18 protein-coding genes and 2 pseudogenes are annotated in these 22,057 nt (G+C 71.9%); 12 read left to right on the top strand and 8 right to left on the bottom strand.

The window, feature by feature from the left end:
- Nucleotides 1-66: 66 nt before the first annotated feature.
- Genes L1857_RS30510 through L1857_RS30500 form a run of 3 tightly spaced genes read right to left on the bottom strand, consistent with a single transcriptional unit; the run spans nucleotide 67 to nucleotide 2,819 of the window.
- Nucleotides 67-765, bottom strand: coding sequence for an SDR family NAD(P)-dependent oxidoreductase (locus tag L1857_RS30510; protein ID WP_233157315.1), 699 nt, complete (start codon nucleotides 763-765; stop codon nucleotides 67-69).
- Nucleotides 762-1,649, bottom strand: coding sequence for a dihydrodipicolinate synthase family protein (locus tag L1857_RS30505; RefSeq protein ID WP_116111252.1), 888 nt, complete (start codon nucleotides 1,647-1,649; stop codon nucleotides 762-764). The genes L1857_RS30510 and L1857_RS30505 overlap by 4 nt, the downstream gene beginning before the upstream one ends.
- 3 nt (nucleotides 1,650-1,652) lie before the next feature.
- Entirely contained in the window at nucleotides 1,653-2,819 is a 1,167-nt protein-coding gene (locus L1857_RS30500; protein WP_116111253.1) for a mandelate racemase/muconate lactonizing enzyme family protein, read from the bottom strand.
- A gap of 59 nt (nucleotides 2,820-2,878) precedes the next feature.
- On the opposite strand from L1857_RS30500, the gene L1857_RS30495 reads away from it, so the two are divergent.
- From L1857_RS30495 to L1857_RS30480, 4 genes are read left to right on the top strand one after another with little or no spacing between them, the layout of a single operon-like run.
- Nucleotides 2,879-3,682: an IclR family transcriptional regulator gene (locus tag L1857_RS30495; RefSeq protein ID WP_094006179.1), complete on the top strand. Its 804-nt coding sequence runs from the start codon at nucleotides 2,879-2,881 to the stop codon at nucleotides 3,680-3,682.
- Complete coding sequence (locus L1857_RS30490) at nucleotides 3,679-4,611, top strand: NAD-dependent epimerase/dehydratase family protein (RefSeq protein ID WP_116111254.1); 933 nt, start codon at nucleotides 3,679-3,681, stop codon at nucleotides 4,609-4,611. The genes L1857_RS30495 and L1857_RS30490 overlap by 4 nt, the downstream gene beginning before the upstream one ends.
- Nucleotides 4,612-4,642: 31 nt before the next feature.
- Nucleotides 4,643-5,959: an MFS transporter gene (locus L1857_RS30485; RefSeq protein WP_094006181.1), complete on the top strand. Its 1,317-nt coding sequence runs from the start codon at nucleotides 4,643-4,645 to the stop codon at nucleotides 5,957-5,959.
- A 29-nt stretch (nucleotides 5,960-5,988) separates the two neighbouring features.
- Nucleotides 5,989-7,143 (top strand): glycoside hydrolase family 16 protein, encoded by a 1,155-nt coding sequence (locus tag L1857_RS30480; protein ID WP_116111256.1) that lies wholly within the window; start codon nucleotides 5,989-5,991, stop codon nucleotides 7,141-7,143.
- A 217-nt stretch (nucleotides 7,144-7,360) separates the two neighbouring features.
- Here the strand turns inward: L1857_RS30480 and L1857_RS30470 are convergent.
- From L1857_RS30470 to L1857_RS30460, 3 genes and pseudogenes are all read right to left on the bottom strand, one after another.
- Nucleotides 7,361-7,465: pseudogene (locus tag L1857_RS30470) on the bottom strand (rhodanese-like domain-containing protein); the annotation flags it as partial.
- A gap of 309 nt (nucleotides 7,466-7,774) precedes the next feature.
- The gene (locus L1857_RS30465) at nucleotides 7,775-8,167 is read right to left on the bottom strand and encodes a rhodanese-like domain-containing protein (RefSeq protein ID WP_116111257.1); all 393 of its coding nucleotides are present in this window, start codon (nucleotides 8,165-8,167) and stop codon (nucleotides 7,775-7,777) included.
- Nucleotides 8,167-8,703 (bottom strand): cysteine dioxygenase, encoded by a 537-nt coding sequence (locus tag L1857_RS30460; protein WP_094006184.1) that lies wholly within the window; start codon nucleotides 8,701-8,703, stop codon nucleotides 8,167-8,169. Before L1857_RS30460 ends, L1857_RS30465 begins: the two co-directional genes overlap by 1 nt.
- A 299-nt stretch (nucleotides 8,704-9,002) precedes the next feature.
- Here L1857_RS30460 and L1857_RS30455 point away from each other — a divergent pair, with 299 nt between their 5' ends.
- The 5 genes and pseudogenes from L1857_RS30455 to L1857_RS30435 all read left to right on the top strand — a co-directional run bounded on the left by L1857_RS30455 (nucleotide 9,003) and on the right by L1857_RS30435 (nucleotide 13,483).
- Complete coding sequence (locus L1857_RS30455) at nucleotides 9,003-9,767, top strand: ABC transporter ATP-binding protein (RefSeq protein WP_249467515.1); 765 nt, start codon at nucleotides 9,003-9,005, stop codon at nucleotides 9,765-9,767.
- Between the two features lie 45 nt (nucleotides 9,768-9,812).
- Nucleotides 9,813-10,592 carry an enoyl-CoA hydratase/isomerase family protein gene (locus tag L1857_RS30450; protein WP_094006186.1) on the top strand — a complete coding sequence of 260 codons (780 nt, stop codon included), beginning with the start codon at nucleotides 9,813-9,815 and terminating at the stop codon, nucleotides 10,590-10,592.
- 1 nt (nucleotide 10,593) lies between these two features.
- Nucleotides 10,594-11,547 (top strand): class I SAM-dependent methyltransferase, encoded by a 954-nt coding sequence (locus tag L1857_RS30445; RefSeq protein WP_094006187.1) that lies wholly within the window; start codon nucleotides 10,594-10,596, stop codon nucleotides 11,545-11,547.
- Nucleotides 11,548-12,693, top strand: coding sequence for a class I SAM-dependent methyltransferase (locus L1857_RS30440; RefSeq protein ID WP_094006188.1), 1,146 nt, complete (start codon nucleotides 11,548-11,550; stop codon nucleotides 12,691-12,693).
- A 50-nt stretch (nucleotides 12,694-12,743) separates the two neighbouring features.
- Nucleotides 12,744-13,483: pseudogene (locus L1857_RS30435) on the top strand (HAD family acid phosphatase).
- A gap of 46 nt (nucleotides 13,484-13,529) precedes the next feature.
- Here the strand turns inward: L1857_RS30435 and L1857_RS30430 are convergent.
- On the bottom strand, nucleotides 13,530-14,921 hold the full coding sequence (locus L1857_RS30430) for a serine/threonine-protein kinase (protein WP_116111259.1): 1,392 nt from the start codon (nucleotides 14,919-14,921) through the stop codon (nucleotides 13,530-13,532).
- Between the two features lie 1,839 nt (nucleotides 14,922-16,760).
- Between L1857_RS30430 and L1857_RS30425 the strand changes: the two genes are divergently transcribed.
- A complete protein-coding gene (locus L1857_RS30425; RefSeq protein ID WP_249467038.1) occupies nucleotides 16,761-19,172 on the top strand; it encodes a DivIVA domain-containing protein in 2,412 nt (803 codons plus the stop codon).
- A gap of 261 nt (nucleotides 19,173-19,433) precedes the next feature.
- On the opposite strand, the gene L1857_RS30420 is transcribed toward L1857_RS30425, so the two are convergent.
- The gene (locus L1857_RS30420) at nucleotides 19,434-20,042 is read right to left on the bottom strand and encodes a hypothetical protein (protein ID WP_116111261.1); all 609 of its coding nucleotides are present in this window, start codon (nucleotides 20,040-20,042) and stop codon (nucleotides 19,434-19,436) included.
- Between the two features lie 112 nt (nucleotides 20,043-20,154).
- On the opposite strand from L1857_RS30420, the gene L1857_RS30415 reads away from it, so the two are divergent.
- Together L1857_RS30415 and L1857_RS30410 are read left to right on the top strand one after the other, a co-directional pair.
- Nucleotides 20,155-20,592: an Hsp20/alpha crystallin family protein gene (locus L1857_RS30415; protein ID WP_094006203.1), complete on the top strand. Its 438-nt coding sequence runs from the start codon at nucleotides 20,155-20,157 to the stop codon at nucleotides 20,590-20,592.
- Between the two features lie 95 nt (nucleotides 20,593-20,687).
- Nucleotides 20,688-22,052: an FAD-binding oxidoreductase gene (locus L1857_RS30410; RefSeq protein WP_116111262.1), complete on the top strand. Its 1,365-nt coding sequence runs from the start codon at nucleotides 20,688-20,690 to the stop codon at nucleotides 22,050-22,052.
- Nucleotides 22,053-22,057: the final 5 nt, after the last annotated feature.

The following is a 22,057-nucleotide window of genomic DNA, read 5'->3' as shown; positions in this document are numbered from 1 at the left end:
CGTTCCGGGGCGCGAGTTCCACGTTCCGGGGCGCGAGTTGAACGTTCGCGCGGGCGAGATCCGCACTCAGAGGAACCGGGCGCGCAGGTCCGGGCGCAGGAACGCGGCCGGCGAGGCGATCGACAACCCGCCGTCGACCGGGAGCACCGCGCCGGTGACGAACGACGCCCGCGCCGACGCCAGGAACGCCACCGCGTCGGCGACCTCCCGCGGCTCGCCCGTGCGGCGCAGCGGGTAGCCCTCCGCGACGGCGGGCAGGTCCGCCGAGCCGATCATCCCCGGCGCGACCGCGTTGACCCGGATCCCGCGCGGCCCGTACTCCAGCGCCAGCTGCCGCACCAGCCCGTCCACCCCGGCTTTCGCCGCCGCGTAGCCGGGGAGGCCGGGCGCGGCGAGGAAGCCGTTCACCGAGGTCACCGCCACGATGCTGCCCCCGGCCGGCATCACCCGCAGCGCCGCCCGCGCCGGGTAGAAGGCCGCGTCCAGGGTGTTCGCGATCGCCGAGCGCCACTGCTCGTCGGTCGCCTCCGCGGCGGCCGCCACCGGTTGTGCCGCCGCCGCCAGCACCAGCACGTCCAGCCGCTCCAGCGCCGCCACCGCGGCCTCCGCACCCGCCGGGGTCGCGCAGTCGGCGACCACGAACGAGTCGAACGCCGGGTCCGAGACCGGCTCCAGCCCGGCCCCGGCCACGTGGTCGTCCGGGAACGCCGCGGCGATCGCCCGCCCGATGTCCGAGCCGCCGCCGACGACCAGCACGCCCCTCATCCGCGCCACGCCGGCAGCGCCAGCTCGTCCAGGATCTCGGTCAGCGCCTTCTCCGTGCCCGGCTCCAGCGGCCGCGCCGGCAACCGCACTGCGGCCGACTCGATGACCCCGCGCCGCCGCAGGACCTCCTTGTGCACGGCCCACGCCTGCCCCGGCCGGACGCCGAGGTGGATCAACGGCAGCAGCCGGGTGAACGCCGCCCGCGCCTCGGCCCGCCGCCCGCTCGCCAGATCGTCCAGAACGGACCGCAGCGGATCGGCGAACTCGCACGCCGGCATGGTGCCGACCGCGCCGTTGTCGTACTCCTCGATCAGCGCCTGCGCGTTCTGTCCACCCAGGACGGTCAATCCGGTGCGCTCGCGCACCGCGGCCACTTTGGACGGCGTCGGCGGCGCCTCCACCTTGATCGAGGTGATGCCGGGGACGCCGGTGAGCGCAGCCACCGTCGCCACGTCGATCGCCACACCGGTGACCCCGGGCGCGTCCTGGATCATCACCGGCACCCCGGCCGCGGCGACCTCGGTGAAGAACTCGACGACCTGCGCCGGCGACGGCTTGGCGAGGAACGGCGGCAGCACCATCACCTGGTCCGCCCCGCCGTCGCCCGCGGCCCGGACCTGTTCCAGCGCCGTCACCGTGCTGGTGCCGTTGACCCCCGCGATGACCGGCAGCGAAGTCATCGCCCGCACCTCGCGCAGGATGACCGCCCGCTCGGCCGCGGTGAGCGCGAACCCCTCGCTGGCCATGCCGAACACGGCGAGCCCGTCGACCCCGCAGGACAGCTGGAACTCCACCAGCGACCGCAGCGACGGCAGATCGAGTTCGCCGCGAGCGGTGAACGGGGTGGCCAGGATGGGGATGAGACCGGTGGGTGTGTCCGGCACGGGTCAGTTCTCCTTCGCGAGTTCGGTGATCTTCTCGGCGTCCACGTCGATGCCCAGGCCGGGGCCGGTGGGCACGGCGAACCCGGCCGGCCCGGCGGTCAGCGGGCTGCGCAGGATGCTCTGCGCGACCGGGATCGTGTCCGGCTGGTACTCGAAGAACGGGGTGTCCGCACTGGCCGCCGAGACGTGGATCCCGGCCGCCAGGGCGATCCCGAGCCCCACGGAGTGGTGGCACGCGACCGGCACGTGGTGGGCCGACGCGAGTTCCGCGATCGACATCGCCTCGGTGATGCCGGTGCGGGCCACGTCCGGCTGTGCCAGGCGCAGGGCCCGGCGGCCGAGCCAGTCGGCGAACTCGTACCGGTTGCGCATCGCCTCGCCGACCGCGACCGGCGTCCGGATCCGGGCGGCCAGCTCGGCGTGCCCGTCGACGTCCTCGGGCACCAGCGGGGCCTCGAAGAACAACGCCTTGCGCCGGTCCAGCTCCTGGCCCAGCTCGGCGGCTTCGCCGATCCGGTACGCCCAGTGCGCGTCCACCGCGATCCGCATCGACGGCGCGGCTTGCGCGACCGCGTCGAAGGTCGCCAGATCGGCCTCGATGCCCTTGCCGAGCGCGAGCTTGACCAGCGTCGCGCCCTTCCCGGCCCACTCGGCGGCCAGTGCGGCGCGCTCGGCGTCGGTCGGGCGGAGCAGGCCGGAGACGTAGGCCGGGACGTGCGTGCGGACCGCGCCGCCGAGCAGGTCGGCCACCGGCAGGCCGGTCAGCTTGCCGTAGAGGTCCCACAGGGCGATGTCGACGGCGGCCAGCGCGTCAGCCTGGTGCCCGACCAGGTGTCCGCGCTCGCGCATCAGGTCCCGCAGGCCGAGCCAGAGCGGGCGGACGCCGGTGATCTCGTGGCCGGTGAGCCACCCGGCGAGCATCCGGTCGACGATCGCGGCCGGCACCTCGGGCGCGACCGGCGCGAGCGCCTCACCCCAGCCGGTGGTGCCGTCCTCGGCGGTGACGCGGACGAGCATCGTCTCGAACCGGCCGGAGTAGAGGCTGCGCCACGGCTCCCGCACGACGTAGCCGCGGTCCTCGCTCAGCTCACTGCCGTCCTCCAGTTTGCCCAGGTAGGCCTGCGGCCCGGACAGCTTTACGACGTACGTGCTCACCTCGGCTATGCGCATGGTTACCAATCTTTGCATGGGACTTGCGTAATGTGCAAAGTCTCCGCATACTTCGTGTCATGGTTTCCGAAAGCGGTGGCAATCAGAGCGTGGAGCGGGCCTCGGCCGTGCTGAACGCCTTCACCTTGGGCCGGCCCGCGCTGCGGGTGTCCGACGTGGCGGCCGAGGTCGGGCTCGGCATCTCCACCACGTCCCGGCTGCTCGCGACGCTGGAGTCGGTCGAGCTGGTGCGCCGCGATCCGGTGAGCCAGCTCTACGAGCTCGGCCCGGCGGTGCTGACGATGGCCGGCATCGCGCTCAACAACGACCCCATCTACCGGCAGGCGCGTCCGGTCGCGCAGCGGCTGGCCTGGGAACTGGGGCTCGGGGCGAACGTGGCCGTGCGGCGCGGCGCCGAGCTGTTCTACCTGCTCAACGTCGAAGGTCAGCTGGCGCAGAAGTCGTTTTCGCTGATGGGGCAACGCAACCCGCTGCACGCCACCGCGATGGGCAAGAGCCTGCTGCTCGGCCTGTCGCCGGAACAGCGCCGGGACCTGCTGGGCCCGGAGCCGCTGCAGGGCTTCACCGGGCACACCATCACGACGTTCGAGGCACTGGACGCCGACCTGGCCCGCGTGACCGGCCGCGGTTACTCGACCGAGATCGAGGAGCTGGCACTGGGCCGCGCGTGCATCGCCGCGCCGGTGCGGGACCACACCGGCGCGGTCGTCGCCGCGATCTCGCTGTCCGGGGCGCTGTCCGCGATCGCGCTCGACGAGCGGGAGGCCGACCTGGGCCGCACCATCGTGGAGGCGGCCGACAGCGTGAGCATCGGCCTGGGCTACCTCGGCCCGGCGCACACGCCGGTGCGGGAGGTCCGATGAGGATCGCGGTCACCGGCGCCGCGGGACGCCTCGGCCGCACGCTGACCGGACGGCTCGCGGAGCGCGGCCACACCGTGGTGCCCATCGACGTCGCGCCGCCCGTGAGCCTGCCACTGTCCGATCGGGACGGTCTGATCGCCGCGTGCGCGGACACCGATGTCGTCGTGCACCTGGCCGCCCGGATGTCCTGGCAGCGCACCGACGACGCCGCGCTGTTCGAGACCAACGTGCTCGGCACCGCGAACGTGGCCGAAGCGGCGGCTCTGGCGGGCGCGAAGCTCGTGCTCGCCAGCACCGGCGAGGTCTACCCCGAGGGCAACCCGGTCTACCAGCCGCTCGACGAGGACCACCCGCGCGCGCCGACGAGCGCGTACGGGCTGACCAAGAAGCTCGCCGAGGACACTGTGGACTTCTACCGCCGCACGCGCGGGCTGGAAGCCGTGGTGCTGCGGTTCTCCCACTTCCAGGACGCGGCCGAGCTGCTCGACCCGGACAGCTTCTTCTCCGGCCCGCGGTTCTTCCTGCACCGCAAGATCGAACAGCAGCGGGCGTTCGGCAACGCGGCCGCGGTCGCCGCCCTGGAACCGCACGACGACGGCACGACCAAGCTGGTGCTGTCGCGGGGCGAGGACGGCACGCCGTTCCGGATGGGCATCCTGGACACTCGTGACCTGGCGAGCGGTGTCGTCGCCGCCGTCGAAACGCCGGGCCTGGACGGCGAGGTCATCGGGCTCGGTGCGGACGATTCGGTCGATTTCGACTGGCTGGTCCCGGAGCTGGCGCACCGAGCCGGACTGAACTATGTGGACGTTCGCCTACCCGGTCCCGCCGTGCACTACACGACGTCCAACGCGAAGGCCCGCGAACTCCTCGGCTTCACCGTCGAATTCCCCGTCTCCCGCATGATCGCGGAAGCGGAACCGCGCTGATCCCCACTCCGACACGGACAACGAGGTCGTCATGTCTGAACAGGTCGCTGTGCCCGAAACCGTGAGCGCCGACCCGGTGCCCCGCCGGAAAGTGCTGCTCGCCGCGGGCGCGGGACATTTCGTGGAATGGTTCGACATGGGTATTTACGGCACCCTGTCGACCGTCATCGCCGCGAACTTCTTCGCCGCCGGTGACCCGGCCGCGGCGTTGCTGTCGACGTTCGCGGTTTTCGCAGCCGGGTTCGTGATCCGGCCGCTGGGCGGGTTGTTCTTCGGGCCGCTCGCCGACCGGATCGGGCGGCAGCGGGTGCTCGCGATCGTCGTGCTCACCACGTCGCTGGCCACGTTCGCGATCGGCGTGCTGCCCACCTACCACGCGGTCGGCGCGCTCGCGCCACTGCTGCTGGTGGTCGCCCGCCTGGTGCAGGGTTTCGCCGCGGGCGGTGAGACCTCCAGCGCAGTGACGGTGCTGTACGAGTACGCGCCGAAGCACCGGCGCGGGTTCTTCTCCAGCTTCGCCGACACCTTCGGCTTCGCCGCGTTCGTGTTCGGCTCGGGACTGGCGCTGCTGCTGACCGCGTCGTTCGGGGACGCCACGATGACCTCGTGGGCGTGGCGGCTGCCGTTCCTGCTCGCGCTCCCGCTCGGCCTGGCCGGTCTCTACCTGCGGCTCAAGCTGCAGGACACGCCGGAGTTCCGCGAGCTGGAGGCCAAGGGCGAGGTCACCGAGAGCCCGGTGCGGGAGACCTTCCGCACCGGCGGCAAGGCGATGCTGGTGCTGGCCGGGCTGGTCGTGATCAAGGGTGTGGCGCACTGGACGCTGCAGACGTTCATGCCGAGCTACCTGCAGACGACACTGCACTTCACGAAGGTGCAGTCGTTCATCGCCTCGACGGTGTGCCTGGCCGTGGTCGCCGTCGCGGTGCCGTTCGCCGGTGCGTTGTCCGACCGGATCGGCCGTCGTCCGCTGCTGATCGCCGGCACCGCCGGGTTCATCGTGCTGACCTGGCCGTCGCTGCTGCTGATGTCGCTGGGCAACACGTTCCTGGCCGTGCTCGGCATGGTGGTGCTGGGCCTGCTGATCGCGGCCTACGACGGCGCGGTGTCGGCGACGATGGCCGAACTGTTCCCGCCCCGCATCCGCTCCGGCGCGATCGCGATCCCGTACAACATCGCGGTGTCGCTGTTCGGCGGCACGGCTCCCTACATCGCCACGTGGCTGATCTCGGCCAGCGGCTACCGGCTCTCCCCGGCGTTCTACGTGATGCTCACGGCCGCGATCACGCTGGTCACGGTGCTGCGCGTGGTGCGGGAGACGGCCGGCCCCAAGGCGCGCGTCGTGGCCTGAAGTTCCCCATCGGTCAAGGAGGACCCGCAATGCCGAGGTATGCCCTGATCTCCGCCGTGCTCGTCGCGGCCGCCGTGGTGACCGCTCCGGCCGCCACCGCGGCCGGGCCGGTCACCACCCCCGCCGGGCCCGGCTACACGCTGGTGTTCGCCGACGAGTTCAACGACTCCACTGTGGACACCGCCAAGTGGAACTACCGGACCGACCAGAAGGTGAAGAGCGCGCAGCTGCCGGCGAACGTCACCGAGGGCGGCGGGGTGCTGACGCTGAACCTGCGCAAGGAGCAGGTCGGCAGCTACGCCTACACCGCGGGCGGGGTGGTGAGCAAGCAGTCCTTCCGCTACGGCTACTACGAGACGCGGGCGAAGACCCCCGTCGGTTCCGGCTGGCACACGTCGTTCTGGGCGATGGCCGGTGACGGGAGCACCACGTTCAACCCCGACCGGCGCACCGAGATCGACCAGTTCGAGATCAACTCCAGTGCGCCCGGCAGCATCAGCCAGGGCGTCAACGCGTGGAAGCCGGACGGCACGAAGACCGACGTCGGTCGCAAGTGGACCAGTCCGGGGTTCGACACGTCGGCCGGGTGGCACACCTACGGTTTCGACTGGACCGAAAGTCGCGTGGCGTTCTACGTGGACGGCGTGCTGACGAACACGGCGACCTACCCGCCGAGTCTGGACACGCACGACTACGTGAACGTCTGGCTGACCTCGATCGCCTACGAGACGGTCGACGAGAGCAAGCTGCCGGCGACCGCGCAGTTCGACTACGTCCGGTACTACCAGCGCGAGTACTACGTCGACAACGACACGCCCGCCGGCTACGGCTACTCGGAGACCGGCACGTGGCAGGACAGCTCGCTGCCCGGCTTCACGGTGGGCAACGGCTCGCGCTACAGCCAGACCCCCGGTTCGACGGCGACCTGGCGGCCGAACCTGCGCGCCGGGGGAAGTTATGACGTCTGGATCTACCGGGTCCCGTCGTCCGGCAACGACCCGGCGGCGCGCGTGGCGGTGGTCCACAACGGGGTGACGAGCACGGTCACCGCGGATTACACGAGTGGCGGCTGGCTCAAGCTCGGCACGTGGGACTTCCCGGCGGGCACGTCGAGCGCGGTCACACTGACGGCGGGAGCCGCGACCGCCAGGGCAGACGCGGTGAAGTGGGTCCCGGCGGGTTAGGGTACCGCCGGCGTGCCGCCCGGCTGTACCGGCAGCAGCCCCGCGGCACGCCAGGCGCGGAACCCGCCGACCAGGTCCGTCGCCCGGATCGAGCCAAGTTCCTCCCGGCGGGTTAGGAGCGCGGGCGTGCCGGCCCAGGTGATCGGCACGCCCGCACCGCGCCGGGGAACGCGGGCATGCCGCCGCGCGCTCCGATGCACGGCGACCCGGCACCCCGTCAGGGCACCGCGGGCGTGCCGCCCGGCTGCACCGGCAACCCGGCCGCCCGCCAGGCCCGGAACCCGCCCACGAGGTCGGTCGCCCGGCTCAACCCGAGCCGGCGCGGCCTAGTGGACCGCGGGCGTGCCGCTCGGCAGCCGCGCCGCGCCAGGCGGGGAGCTCGCCGCCGGGTCCGTCGCCTGGCCCAACCAAGTTCCCCCCGGGGTCTAGGGCATCGCGGGTATGCCGCCGGCTGCACCGGCAATCCCGCCGCGCGGCAGGCGCGGAATCCCCCGACCAGGTCCGTCACTCGGCTCAACCCAAGGTTCCGCCCCGCGGCCTAGTGGCCCGTGGGCTTGCCCCCGACAGCCGCGCCAGGCGCGGAGCCCGCCGCCAGCTCCGTCGCCCGGCCCCACCAAGTCCCCCCGGCGGCTCAGGGCACCGCGGGCGTGCCGCCCGGCTGCACCGGCAACCCGGCCGCCCGCCAGGCCCGGAACCCGCCCACGAGGTCCGTCGCCCGGGTCAACCCGAGCCGGCGCAGGTCAGCAGCCGCCAGGCTGGACGCGTAGCCCTCGTTGCAGACCACGACCACCGGCAGGTCCGGGTGCACGCCGGGCAGCCGGTGGTCGCTGGCCGGGGCGAGGCGCCACTCCAGGTGGATCCGCTCCACCGGCACCGCGCCCGGGATCTCGCCCTCCGCCTCGCGGTAGCCGAGCGGCCGGATGTCCACGATCAGCCCGCCCTCGGCCTGCAGCCGCCACGCGTCGGCCGGCTCGGCCCGCTCCAGCGTGGACCGGGCCGAGGCCAGCATCTCCTCGACGTCCATCAGGCCACGATGCCGGGCAGCGGCGGGATCTCGGCGGGCACGTCGGCCAGACTGGCGTACTCGCGCGTCGGCACGAGCGGCGGCGAGTACGCGTGGATGCTCGCCGACGGCGCCGCGCCCGCGCCAGTCACCTGGTGCGCCCGCCCGGCACCGAATCCGATTCCGTCGCCCGCGACGTGCGTGCGCTGCCGGACTGGTCCGCCCGGGTAGCGGTACTCCTCGGACAGCTCGCCGCGCAGCACGGTGAACGAGCCGGCCGCGCCGCCGTGGTCGTGCGGCTTGGTGCCCTGCCCGGGCAGCCAGGTCAGCACCCACAGCTCGATGCCCTCGGTCAGGGCGAGCCGCGCCCACCACCGCTGGTCGGCGTCGAAGTGCAGGAACCGGCTGATCTCGTCGCCGAGTTCGAGCGTGACGGTGCGGGTCAGGCCGGCGAGCTGGGTCGGCGTCCACAACAGCCGCTCGGGGTGCAGCAGATCCTCGAGCGCGCTGCCGATCAGACGGGGGTGGATCTCGGACGAACGCAGGACGGAGGTCACGGAAACTCCAGGGGTTGGTCGCGATCATGGGGCACGGCAGGACGCGGCACGGCTCAGCGACCATGCCGCGTCGGGCTACACCCGCACGACGCGACCAGCACCAGGTCCACGGCACGATTGCGCCAGAAGCGGCGCCGCGGGTACCGGGAGGTGCTCACGAAGCGCATCGTGCCACGGGATCCGGCTACCCGCTGTGACGTCTCACCAAGTGGTACGGGGGCGGCGGGACTCCGGCGGCGCCCGGCGGCCACAATGGGCCCGTGAGCGAGCCGAACGACCTTGACGATCTCGTGGTGCGGATGGCCGGGGTGGGGGTCCGCCGCGGGACCAACGACCTCCTGGCCGGCCTCGACTGGACGGTGGAGCTGGACGAGCGCTGGGTGGTGCTGGGTCCCAACGGCGCCGGCAAAACCACCCTGCTCCGGCTCGCGGCCGCCGAGCTGCACCCGACCACCGGATCGGTCCACCTGCTGGGCGAGCAGATCGGCCGCACCAACATCTTCGACCTGCGCCCGCGCATCGGGTTCACCTCCGCGGCGATCGCCTCGCGCGTGCCGGGCGACGAGAAGGTCAGCGATGTCGTGGTCAGCGCCGGCTACGCGGTGATCGGCCGCTGGCGCGAGCAGTACGACACGATGGACACCGGCCGCGCCGAGGAGCTGCTGGGCGTCATGGGCATCCGGCACCTGGCCGGGCGCGACTACGGCACCCTGTCCGAGGGCGAGCGCAAGCGCACCCTCATCGCCCGCGCCCTGATGACCGACCCCGAGCTGCTGCTGCTCGACGAGCCCGCCGCGGGCCTCGACCTGGGCGGCCGCGAGGACCTGGTGGCCCGGCTGTCCGAGCTGGCGCTCGACCCGGACGCGCCGGCCATGGTGCTCGTCACACACCACGTCGAGGAAATTCCGCCAGGCTTCACCCACGCGCTGCTGCTGCGCGAAGGCCGGGCAGTGGTAGCGGGCCTGATCGACGACGTGCTCACCGCCGAGAACCTGTCCAAGACGTTCGACCAGGACCTCGTCCTCGAACGCTCGGGTGACCGCTTCTTCGCGCGTCGCCGGTAAGGTCACCCCTACCAGCCGGTAGGCACGATCAAGGAGGAGGCCAGCGTGGGCGAGTTCGTACGGCTCGAGGTGGACGGCGGGATCGGCACGATCCGGCTGGAGCGGCCCCCGGTCAACGCGATCAACGGCCAGGTCACGGCCGAGCTCGCGGTGGCCGCGCAGGAGGCGGCCGAGCGGTCCGACGTGCGCGCGGTGATCCTTTACGGCGGGGAGAAGACCTTCTGCGGCGGCGCCGACGTCAAGGAGATGGTCACCCGCTCCTACGTCGAGATGCGGTCCTTCGGCGCGAAGCTGCAGAACACGGTGGCCGCGGTCGCCGCGATTCCGAAGCCGGTCGTCGCCGCGATCACCGGGTACGCCCTGGGCGGCGGGCTCGAGCTGGCCCTGGGTGCGGACTACCGGATCGCCGGCGACAACGTGAAGGTCGGCCAGCCGGAGATCCTGCTCGGCATCATCCCCGGCGCGGGCGGCACGCAGCGGCTGTCCCGGCTGATCGGCCCGAGCAAGGCCAAGGACCTGGTGTTCACCGGCCGCTTCGCCAAGGCCGAGGAGGCGCTGTCGCTGGGCATCGTGGACCAGCTGGTCGCCCCGGACGACGTCTATTCGGCGGCGCAGAAGTGGGCCGGGCAGTTCGTCAACGGCCCGGCGGTCGCGCTGGCGCAGGCCAAGGCCGCGATCGACGGCGGTCTGGACATGGACCTGGCCAGCGCGTTGAAGCTGGAGACGCAGCTGTTCACGGCGCTGTGGGCGACCGAGGACCAGACCGCGGGTATGACCTCCTTCGTGGAGAACGGCCCCGGCAAGGCCACCTTCGAAGGGAAGTGACGTGACCACGGACCCCGCGCCGAACCCGCACGCGACCGAGGAAGAGGTCCAGGCGGCGTACTCGGACCCCAAGCTGGCCAACATCCTCTACCACGACTGGGAGGCCGGCACCTACGACGAGAAGTGGTCGATCTCCTACGACGAGCGCTGCATTTCCTACGCCACCGACGTGTTCAACGCCGTCGCCGGTGAGGAGGGCCAGCCCTACCCGACCGCGATGGAGCTGGGCAGCGGCACCGGCTTCTTCCTGCTCAACCTGATGCAGGGCGGTGTGATCAAGAAGGGGTTCGTCACCGACCTCTCGCCGGGCATGGTGGAGGTCGCGCTGCGCAACGCCCGCAACCTGGGCCTGGATGTGGACGGCCGGGTCGCCGACGCCGAGCGCATCCCGTACCCGGACGACAGCTTCGACCTGGTGGTCGGGCACGCGGTGCTGCACCACATCCCGGACGTGCCGGGCGCGCTGCGCGAGGTGCTGCGGGTGCTCAAGCCGGGCGGCCGGTTCGTCTTCGCCGGTGAGCCGACGAAGATCGGCAACTTCTACGCGCGCAAGCTGGGCCAGCTGACCTGGTGGCTGACCACCAACGTCACCAAGGTGCCCGCGCTGAGCGGCTGGCGGCGCCCGCAGGAGGAGCTGGACGAGTCCTCGCGCGCGGCGGCGCTGGAGGCCGTGGTCGACATCCACACGTTCGACCCGTCGGAGCTGGAGCGCATGGCGCTGGGCGCCGGGGCGGTCGACGTCCGTGCGGTCACCGAGGAGTTCTCCGCGGCGCTGGCCGGGTGGCCGATCCGCACGTTCGAGGCGGCGGTGCCGCAGGAGAAGCTGACCGTGCGGTGGCGGATGTTCGCCTACCACCTGTGGCTGCGGCTGTCCGCGCTGGACAAGAAGGTGCTGTCCAAGGTCCTGCCGCGCGAGCTGTTCTACAACGTGATGATCACCGGCACCAAACCGTAAGTGCCCTACGCGTTCACCCTCGACGACGTCGCCTTCCTCCGCTCGGAGGAAGGCGCACGTGCGTTGGCCTCGTGTGACGCGTTGCCGCTGACCGACCGGGTCGCGGACGTGGCCGCCGTGCGCAAGCTGGTGGGCGAGCGGTTCGCCGCGGTGCTGGAGACGGTGCTGCTGCGGCGCAGGGGCAAGCTCGACCCGTCCTGGCTCTACACCGGTGACGCGCTGCAGCAGGCGAGCGTGCCCGCGGTGGCCCGGCACCGCGCCGAGCGGCTGGCCGGGCGCGATGTGCACGACGTGACCTGCTCGATCGGCGCCGACCTGGCCGAGCTGGCCCGGGTCGCGCACAGGTGTGTTGGTTCCGACCTGGACCCGGTGCGGCTGGCGATGGCGCGGCACAACTGCCCGGGGGTGCCGCTGGTCCGGGCCGACGCGTTGCGGCCGGTCAGCCGGGACGCGGTGATCGTCGCCGATCCGGCCCGCCGCGATTCGTCCGGGCGCCGGACCTGGCGGCCTGCCGACTTCGCGCCGCCGCTGGACGAGCTCGCGGCGGTCTACGCGGGCCGGGACCTGGCCGTGAAGTGCGCGCCCGGCCTGGATCCGGCGGCGGTGCCCTGGGCGGCGGAGATCGAGCTGGTGTCGCTCGACGGCCAGGTGCGGGAGGCGTGCGTGTGGAGCGCGGGCCTGGCCACCGCCTCGCGGCGAGCGACCGTGCTGCGCTCGGACGGTACACAATGGACGATCACCGACCGGGACCCGTCGGACGCCGGGGCCGCCGCGCCCGGCGAGTGGATCATCGACCCGGACGGCGCGGTCGTGCGGGCCGGGCTGGTGAAGCACTACGCGGCCCGGCACGGGTTGTGGCAGCTCGACGAGCGCATCGCCTACCTGACCGGCGACGTGCCGCCGCCGGGCGTGCGGGCGTTCCGCGTCCGCGAACACGGTCCCTACCAGGAGAAATCCCTGCGCACGCTGCTGCGCGCCCGTGCGGTCGGACGGCTGGAGATCCTGGTCCGCGGACTGGACGTCGACCCGGACGCGCTACGCAAGCGGCTCAAGCTCGCGGGCGACCAGGAGGCCACGGTGGTGCTCACGCGCATCGGCCGCACACCCCACTTCTTCCTCTGTCGCGCGGAGCGCATCCCCGGGTAGGTTCCCGTCTCGTGCATCGTTCACGAGGAGGATTCATGCTGCGTGAAAAAATGTCCGGTTTGGTCAAGTTGGCCGCCGCGGCCGCGATCGGCGCGACCGTTGCCGGGGCAGCACCGCGCTCGCGACCTCGGGTGGCAACCACGAACCGGACAACCTCGGCCAGGTCAAGCTGGACGTGCAGGAGTACTACGGCAACTGGGTCGACGCCGCCGGCAAGCACCACGAGTCCGGCGACAGCCGGTGGGCCGCCGACGTCCGCCGCCAGGTCGACCAGGCCCAGCGCTACCTCGCGATCCGCCTGCAGCAGGGCGTGCGCAACCCGGCGATCGTGCTCGACATCGACGACACCTCCGAGGTCACCTACGGCTGGGAGGCCGACAACGACTTCGGCTTCGACCCGGTCGAGCAGGAGAAGGCGATCGACGACGGCGCGTTCGCGGCGATCCGGCCGACGCTGGAGCTGGCGAACTGGGCCGCGCAGCACGGCGTGCGGGTCTACTTCCTGACCGGGCGCAAGGAGCACCAGGGCCCGGCGTCGCTGAAGAACCTCGCCAACGAGGGCTACCCGGCCCCGGCCGCGGCGTTCTTCAAGCCGGAGACCAGCGCGCCGGACTACCTGCCGTGCGGGCTGACCTGCACCACCGTGCAGTACAAGTCCGGCACGCGGGCGCACATCGAGTCGACCGGGGCGACGATCGTGCTCAACCTCGGCGACCAGTACAGCGACCTCGACGGCGGCCACGCCGAGCGCGCGGTGAAGCTGCCGAACCCGATGTACTACCTGCCCTGAGGCGGGATCACGCCGCCCTCGCCCGGTTCGCGCACCGCGATGCGTCCTACCGGACGAGGGTGTCGGTGTTGATCAGCCAGGTGCCGTCGCGCTGGATCATGCCCAGGTGGTGCCGCTCGCGGGAGTGCGAGCCGCCCTTGACGAAGTCGACCGTGACCTCGACGGTGTCGGCGTCGACCTGGCGTGGTCCGCCGACGATGCTCACCGAGGTGATGGTGGACCAGAATCTGACGTAGCTCGCCTTGCCCTGGGCCTGCAGCGCGGGGCCCAGGCGGGTCCAGCCGGCGTCGGTGTTGCCCGGCATCATCGCGTAGTAGTCGCTGACCGCCTGCACCGGCGAGCCGCCGGCCGGGGCGGGGTTGCTGGTCGCCGTCTTGGTCACGGTGGTGACGCTGGTCGACGGCGGCGCCGCGCTGCTGGACTCGGGGGCGGGCGCGGCCGAGGACGTGTCGGCGGGCGCGGCGGTGTCCCCGGTCGAGGAGGGCAGCAGGACGACGAGCGCCACGACCACGGCGGCGACGACGGCCAGCGCGGCGCCGGCGTAGGCGAGTCTTCGCCGGGATGGCTGGGGCGGCGGCACCGGGTCGACCTTCGTGGTGGCCGTCATCATGGCGAGTTTGCCCAGTTCAGCGGCCAGTTCGGCCATCGTCGGGCGGGCCTTGGGGTCGACCTGGAGCATGCGGGTGAGCACGCCGGTGAGCGGCCCGGCCTGCTCCGGCGGGGCGATCCGGCCGGCGGCGGCCGCGTAGAGCAGCGCCATCTGGTTCTCGGTGTCGCCGTAGGGCATGCGGCCCTCGACCGCGGTGTAGAGCGTCGCGCCGAGGGAGTAGACGTCGGACTCCGGGCCGGGCTGCTCGCCGCGGGCGGCCTCGGGGGAGAGGAAGGCGGGCGTGCCGGCGAAGTGGCCGCTGCCGGTGAGGGTGCCGTCGTCGGCGGCCTTGGAGATGCCGAAATCGGTGATCTTCGCGGTGCCGTCCTCGCCGAGCAGGATGTTGCCCGGTTTGACGTCGCGGTGCACGATGCCGGCGGCGTGGGCGGCGGCCAGCGCGGAGGCCGCGTGGGCGCCGATGCGGGCGACCTCGCCCGGCGGGAGGCTGCCCCGCTCGGCGAGGACCTCGGCCAGGCTGTGCGAGGGGAGGTATTCCATCACCAGGACGGGTTTGCCGTCGTCGTCGGCCACGTCGAACACGGTGATGGCGTGCGGGTGCTGCAGTCGGGCGGCCAGGCGGGCCTCGCGGAAGGAGCGTTTGCGGGCCTGCTCGGCCTCTTCCGGGGTGAGCCGCGGCGGTAGCAGAAGTTGTTTCACCGCAACGGTTCGGTCGAGTAGTTGATCGGTCGCCTCCCAGACGACGCCCATCGCGCCCCCGCCGATGTGACGCTGCAGCCGGTAACGGCCGGCGATCGTGCGCGCGTTGTCCTGCCCCTCGGTCTCCGTCACCCGGCAAGGCTACGGTGTCGGCTCCTGGCGCCGCGCGGCAAACACCTCGAAACCGGCGCAGTCCGAAGTCGAGCCGGCCCTCGGCGTCCGGGCGGCCCGTGAACTTGCCCGAAAGAGTCAAGTGGGTGTTGAGGCATCCGGCGAGTGAAGCCCACCGCGGCTCGCGACCAGACACGACACGCAGTGACGGCACGACGCCGTGCAGGCCGCCATCGCGCGGCGGCGCCGGACCGGCCAGAGATGCCGCCGGCAGGCGCGCCACGGCAACGCGAGTAGACGCGTCACCCGGCGGCTGCCCGGGACGGCGCCGCCCTGAGCGTGCCCCCGGCCACCAGCAGCCGCTCCTTGCCGCGAACGTGCCGGTGGCCGTGACACCGAGCCCGTCGCGTGGGCGAGGAACCGAGCCGCGCACCCGATCCCGAGCCCCCCCCCGACTCCTCCGCGGCCCGAGATCGATACCCGCGGCGCCCGTGACCTGGGAAGAGTCGCCCGCACCTCGGGTTGCGTTCAGACAGCGCCCACGAAACCCCAGCTCGGCGCGCGCCACCCGCGCTGCCCCCTTCGCGGGACGCCGACTTCACGCAGTGCCCGTCCTCCCGCCCGGGGATGCCGCGCTGCACCCGCCAGGGCCTTTCGGACTTGCGGGGAGTGAACGCCTGCCCCGCCTCGACTGAGGGGCTCCGCAGCCGCACCCAACCTTGCCTCGATCGAAGTGAACCCCTTGCCCGCGGCCGCGAACTCCGCGGCTGCGCGCGGTTTTCCGTCGCTCGGGGCGAGGGCCTGCCCCTCGATCTCGCCTGCGAGCTCCGAGGCCCTGCCCGATTTTGCCTCGATCGGAGCGAACGCCTGACCCGCAATCTCGCCCGCGGGTGTTCCGCGGTCGCGTCCGACTTTGCGTCGGTCGGGGTGGGCGCTTGACCTTCGGCTTTGGCTGCAGGGGCTTCGCGGCGCCGCCCGATGTTGCCTCAACCGGCGTGAGCCCCATCCTCGGCTGCGTGCTCCGTGGTCGTGCCCGGTTTTGCGCCGGTTGGGGTGGGCGCTGACCTTCGGCTTTGGCTGCGGGCGCTCCGCTGCCGCGCCCGACCTTGCCTCGACCGGAGTGAGCCCCACCCCCGGCTGCGAGCTTCGTGGTCGTGCCCGATTTTGCCTCGATGGGCGCGAACGCCTGACCCTCGATCCGGGCTGCGGGTGCTCCGCGGTTGCATCGACTTTGCGTCGATCGGGATGAGCGCTTGACCTTCGGCTTTGGCTGCGGGGCTCCGCTGCCGCGCCCAACCCTTGCCTCGACCGGAGTGAGCCCACCCCCGGCTGCGTGCTCCGTGGTCGTGCCCGATTTTGCCTCGATCGGCGCGAGCGCCTGCCCCTCGATCTCACCTGCGGGTGCTCCGCGGTTGCGTCCGACTCGGCGTCGGCCGGGGTGAGTGCCTGCCCCTCGGCCTCGGTCGCGTGGGCTCCGCAGCCGCGCCAGACTTTGCCTCGACCGGGAGTTGAAGGTTCATCGCCGGCACCGCCGTTGCCGAGCTCCGCGGGATGGGCGCCCGCGAACGCCCGCTTGCACAGGGTGATCACCGGCTCGAACGCGAGGCATCCGAACGTCGGCCTCGGCAATACGCGCAGGTGAACCGGACGGATGCTCGTTGCCGTGCATGAGTTCCGCCCACGGCGCGTGCCGCCATCCGGTTGGAACGCCGGCTCCCGGGAAGCAATCCGGAGACGTCACAGGAGAAATTCGATTCGCCGGGCCCGCGGGTGGACGGCGGGCGCGGATGAGAGGATGCTGGGCAGTGGCAGGCTTTCACCAGTTTTGTCCACTCAGGACAGTCTCTTCGGGAGGTGCGGATGACGGCCGTGGACGCTCGCGAGGATCTGGTGCCACTGCGGACGGATTTCGACCGCTCGTGGCGTGGTTACGATGCTCGCCAGGTGCAGGCGTACGTCCGCGCCGTCGAGGCTGACCTGCGGATGGTGATCGCCGATCGGGACGCGGCCGCGGCCGCCGTCGAGCGTCTCGCCGCGCAGATGGAGGAACTGCGCTCGGAGAACGACGCCCTGTGCGCGAAGATCGACCGGATCAGCCGGACGCCGATCGAGGCGGAGGGGCTGACCGAGCGGTTGCTGCGGATGGTGGAGCTGGCCGAGGACGAAGCCGCGGAGGTCACCGAACGGGCCCGGCTGGCGGCCGAGCGGAGCTGGGCCGCGGCCGAGCAGGCGGCCGGTCGCCTGCGGGAACGGCACGAGCGCCTGGTCACCGAGCTGGACGCCCGGCGTCGGCAGATGGCCGAGGAGCAGGCCGAACTGATGCGCCGCACCCAGGCCGAGGTGGACCTGATGACGCGTCAGGCCACGCAGAGCAGGCACAAGCTGGATGAGCAGGCCGCCCGCCGCCGCGCCGAGATCGAGAGGGACTTCGAAGAGGCGATGGCCGTCCGCCGCGCCACGTCGCTGCGGGTGATCGCCGAACGTGAAGCCGAGGCCCGCGCCAAAGCGGACGAACTGGTCTCAACCGCCCAGGCTAAGGCCAATGACCTGCTGAGTTCCGCCCGCAGCGAAGCGGAAGAGACGCTGACCTCAGCCCGCGCCGAGGCTGATCGCCTGCTGACCTCGGCCCGCGCTGAATCGGACGAAACGCTGACGTCAGCCCGCACCGAGGCGGAGGAGACGCTGTCCTCGGCCCGCGCGGAGGCTGATCGCTTGTTGTCGTCGGCCCGCGCTGAATCGGAAGAGACGCTGACGTCAGCGCGCGCCGAAGCGGACGAAACGCTGACATCGGCTCGTGCGGAGGCAGAGGAAACGTTGACCACCGCCCGCGCCCAGGCCGAGGAGACGCTGTCCTCGGCCCGCGCGGAGGCTGATCGCCTGCTGACCTCTGCCCGCACTCGCGCCGACGACCTGCTGCGTTCTGCCCGAGCCGAAGCCGAGGCCGCCACGATTTCAGCTCGCACCCGCGCCGATGACCTGTTGACCTCCGCGCGCAGCGAGGCGGAGACCACGGTGACGTCGGCCCGCACGCGCGCGGACGACCTGCTGGCCTCCGCCCGCGCCGAGGCGGAGACCACGGTGGCCTCGGCCCGCACGCGCGCCGAGGAGCTGCTGGCCTCCGCCCGCGCCGAAGCCGAGGAGACGTCCACCTCGGCCCGCGCCGAGGCCGAACAGACGCTGTCCTCGGCTCGGGCGGAAGCCGAAGCCCTGCAGGCCAAGGCCGCCGAGCGGGAGGCCGACGCCCGCGCGAAGGCCGATGAGCTGGTCGCCCAGGCGGAGAAGCTCAGCGCCGACGCCCAGTCCCGGGCCGAGTCGCTGGTCGCCGAGGCCACCGCTCGAGCCGACGCGAAGCTCACCGACGCGACCACGCGCGCCGACTCCCTCCTGGCCGACGCAACGAGGCGCGCGGACACCATGGTCGCGGAGGCCACCGACCGGGCGAGCGCCCTGGTCGCAGCGGCGACCGCCCGCGCTGAGGACAAGGTCACCCGCGCCAGCGCCCAAGCCGAAAAACTGCTGGCCGAAGCAACCGCCGAAGCGCGCCGACGCACCGACGAGGCCACCGCGAAGGTCACCGAACTGAGCAAGATCCGGGAGGACACGGCCGAGCGCCTCCGCGCGGTCAACACCCTCCTGACCGAGGCAACCCCACTCCTGACCGAGACGAAACGCCCGGCAGAGACGACGCGCCTGGGCAAGGCAACCCCACACCTGCCGGACACAGCCCGACGCCCAGTGGAGGCGGCGCACGTGGGTGAGGCGGCTCCAGGCCTACCGGAGACAGCTCGTCGCCCGGTAGAGGCGGCGCACGCGGGCGAGGCGGCCCCACGGCTACCCGAAACAGCCCGTCGCCGTACGGAAGCGGCGCACGGGGACGGGGCAACCCCAGACCTGCCCGAGACAGCCCGTCGCCCGGCGGAGGCGGCGCGCGTGGGCGAGGCGGCCCCACGGCTGCCCGAGACAGCCCGACGCCCAGTGGAGGCCGCGCGCGTGGACGAGGCGACCCCCCACCTGCCGGAGACCTCACCCCTGAGCGAAACCGCCACAACAACGGCCCAGCCGCAAGCCTCGGCCGACCCGGCTCCCGCCTCAGCCAGCACGGCTCCCGCTATCGAGGGACATGCCGGCCAGCCCGAAGAGGCCGCCGCCTCGGCAGGCAAGGCTCCGTCGGTCCCGCGCGTCGAGATCGCGGTCCCGGAACAAGCCTCCGCCCCGAGAAGTCCCCAGCGGAAGTCGTGCCCTGAGACGCCTTTGCTGAGGGCTGCTCTCTGACGTGGGGTTACACGTACCCGTCAGACGTATAGCCTGCTGGTCCCGTGCGCCCCGAGATGGGTTGCAGGCTGAGCCCTGGGTGACGATTGGTGGAAGCCACGCCCGCTTCACCCAATGCGACACCTCGCTCCTGCTCGGTTCACGCAAGGTCAGCGGTGAAGCGCTCCGGCCCACCTCCCCGGCCAGGCAGGCTTCCCGGGCTCCACGGCCGACCCCACCTTGCCGAGCTGAGTCCGTTCTATCCCACTCCCTCGCCGTCGGTCAGGAACTGCTGCCCGCCCGGGACGATTGCCTCCTCTCCTGGGTCTCCCGACGAACCCGGTCCATGTGCTCGCTGACAGCCGAAATCTCGACCGCCAGTTGGGGGTATGCGTGGTCGAGGTACTGGCTCACCCCCGTCAGCGGCGTCAGCAGGGCCGCAGCGTCGTCCTCGGCCAGTGCCCGCCGGACCTTGCCGACTCCCGGCACTCCTTTCAGCGCGCTGATTTGCCCGGCCAGCCGGCGCAGCGATGCCGAGTTCTCGCGCGCCCACTGGGTGACCGCCTTCTCTTCCGCGCGGCGGTCCCGGGTCTCCTGTACCCGCTCGTCGGCCGTGTTGGCGCTGCCCGCGGCATCCCGGAGCCGCAGGTAGCGACGCTCGGCCGCCTGCCTGCTCGCCACACCGAGCGCCGGCGCCAGCTCCGCCCAGCTGGCCCCCGCCTCGCGTGCGGCCTCGATGAGCTGCGGTTCCCAGGCCGTCAGCTCGTCCCGCAGAGCTCGCAGCACCTCGAGTGCGGCGAGCACCTTCCTCGGGTCGTCCCCGGCGGTGGCTTCGCCGAGGACACCCTCCACCAGTTCCAGCGCGTGATGCATGTTCTCGTAGGGCGGCACAATGTCATCATGCCGATGACATTGTGACTTGTCAACGGAGCGACGACGCGCTATAACTGTGGTGTGCGACGTCAACGTCCAAGGTGAACGAGACCAGAGGAGGTGTGGCCAGATGTTGATGCGCACCGATCCCTTCCGTGAACTGGACCGCCTGACCCAGCAGGTGTTCGGCCAGGGGCCCGGAACGTGGTCGCGCCCCGCGGTGATGCCGATGGACGCCTATCGCGCGGGTGACGAGTTCGTGGTCGTGTTCGACCTGCCCGGCGTGGACCCGGACGCGATCGAGCTGGACATCGAACGCAACGTACTGACCGTCAAGGCGGAGCGGCGCCCCTCCGCCACTGGTGACAACGTCGAGATGCAGGTGGCCGAGCGGCCGCTCGGGGTGTTCTCCCGTCAGCTCTTCCTGGGCGACACGCTCGACACCGACAACATCAAGGCGGGCTACGAGGCCGGGGTGCTGACGCTGAGGATCCCGGTCGCCGAGGCCGCCAAACCGCGCAAGATTGCTATCGAGAGTGGTGAGAACCGCAAGGAGATCACCGCCTGAGACCACTCCAGAGGGGGTGATGCCCGGATGCACGCGGGCGAGCGCCCGGGCATCACCCGGTTCTCTCGCCGACCTTCGCCCGATACGGTGAGTTCGTGGGACTCATCGCCGAGCTCGAGGCTGATTTCGTCACGACCGACCCGGACGTGCTGGCCGGTTACCGATTCGACCAAGCCGGTTTCGGCACCGCCGGCGTGCCGGTGGCGCTGGCACGGCCGACCGACACCGAAGAAGTAGCACGAATTCTGCGTGTCGCTTCCCGGCACCGGATCCCTGTCGTCCCACAGGGTGCCCGGACGGGACTGTCAGGCGGAGCGAACGCGGTCGACGGGGCGATCCTGCTCTCGCTGGAGCGGATGACCCGCATCCTGGACATCGACGAGATCAACCACACGGCAACTGTGCAGCCGGGGGTCGTGAACGCGGTCCTGTCCCACGCGGTCGAGGACAAGGGCCTGTTCTACCCGCCCGACCCCGGCTCATGGGAGTCGTCGACGATCGGTGGCAACGTCGCCACCAACGCCGGTGGGCTGTGCTGCGTGAAGTACGGCGTCACCAGCGACTTCGTCCGTGAACTGGAAGTGGTGCTCGCCGACGGGCGAGTACTGCGGACGGGCCGCCGCACCGCCAAGGGTGTAGCCGGGTACGACCTGGTGCGGCTGTTCACCGGCTCGGAGGGCACGCTCGGGGTGATCACCGAGGTGACCGTGGCGCTGAGGCCGGTGGCGGAGGCGCCGTTGACGGCGGTCGCGTTCTTCGCGGCGCCGCCGGCGGCGTGCCGGACGGTAACGGAATACCTGAGCAGCGGGCAGCGTCCGTCGGTGCTCGAGTTGATGGACAAGCCCACGATCGACGCGGTCGCGGCGTACCGCGACCTGGGGTTTCCGGACGATGTCGAGGCCGTGTTGATCGCCCAGTCCGATCGGGGCCCCGCGGCACCGCACGACCTCGAGGCGTTCGCGAAGGTCGCGCGGTCCTGCGGGGCGACCGAAGTGCTCGTGGCGAGCGACCGCACCGAGGCGGACCTGCTCATCGCGGCGCGACGGTTGGCTGGGGTCGCGATGGAACAGCTCGGTGACCGGCTTGTCGACGACGTGTGCGTGCCTCGTTCACGGCTGGCGGAGTTCTTCGAAGGAGTCACCGCCATCTCCCGTGAGCACGACGTGCTGATCCCGACGTGCGGGCACGCGGGGGATGGCAACATGCACCCGAACGTGGTCTTCGACGCCGCGGACCCGGACTCGGTGCGACGCGGGCAGGCCGCGTTCGACGCGATCATGGCGCTCGGTCTCCGGCTGGGCGGCACGATCACGGGCGAGCACGGCGTGGGCATGCTGAAACGAGACTGGCTGGAAAGGGAGCTGGGCGAGGTGGGCGTGTCCGTTCACCAAGCGGTCAAGCAGGCGTTCGACCCGCTGGGAATTCTCAACCCCGGCAAGGTCGTCCGCCCGCTACCGTGAGGGGC

The sequence above is a fragment of the Amycolatopsis thermalba genome, from assembly GCF_023376025.1.
Classification (GTDB): Bacteria; Actinomycetota; Actinomycetes; order Mycobacteriales; family Pseudonocardiaceae; genus Amycolatopsis_E; species Amycolatopsis_E thermalba.
The sequence above is the reverse complement of the archived record's forward strand: the minus strand, read 5'-3'. Positions and strand labels throughout refer to the sequence as shown.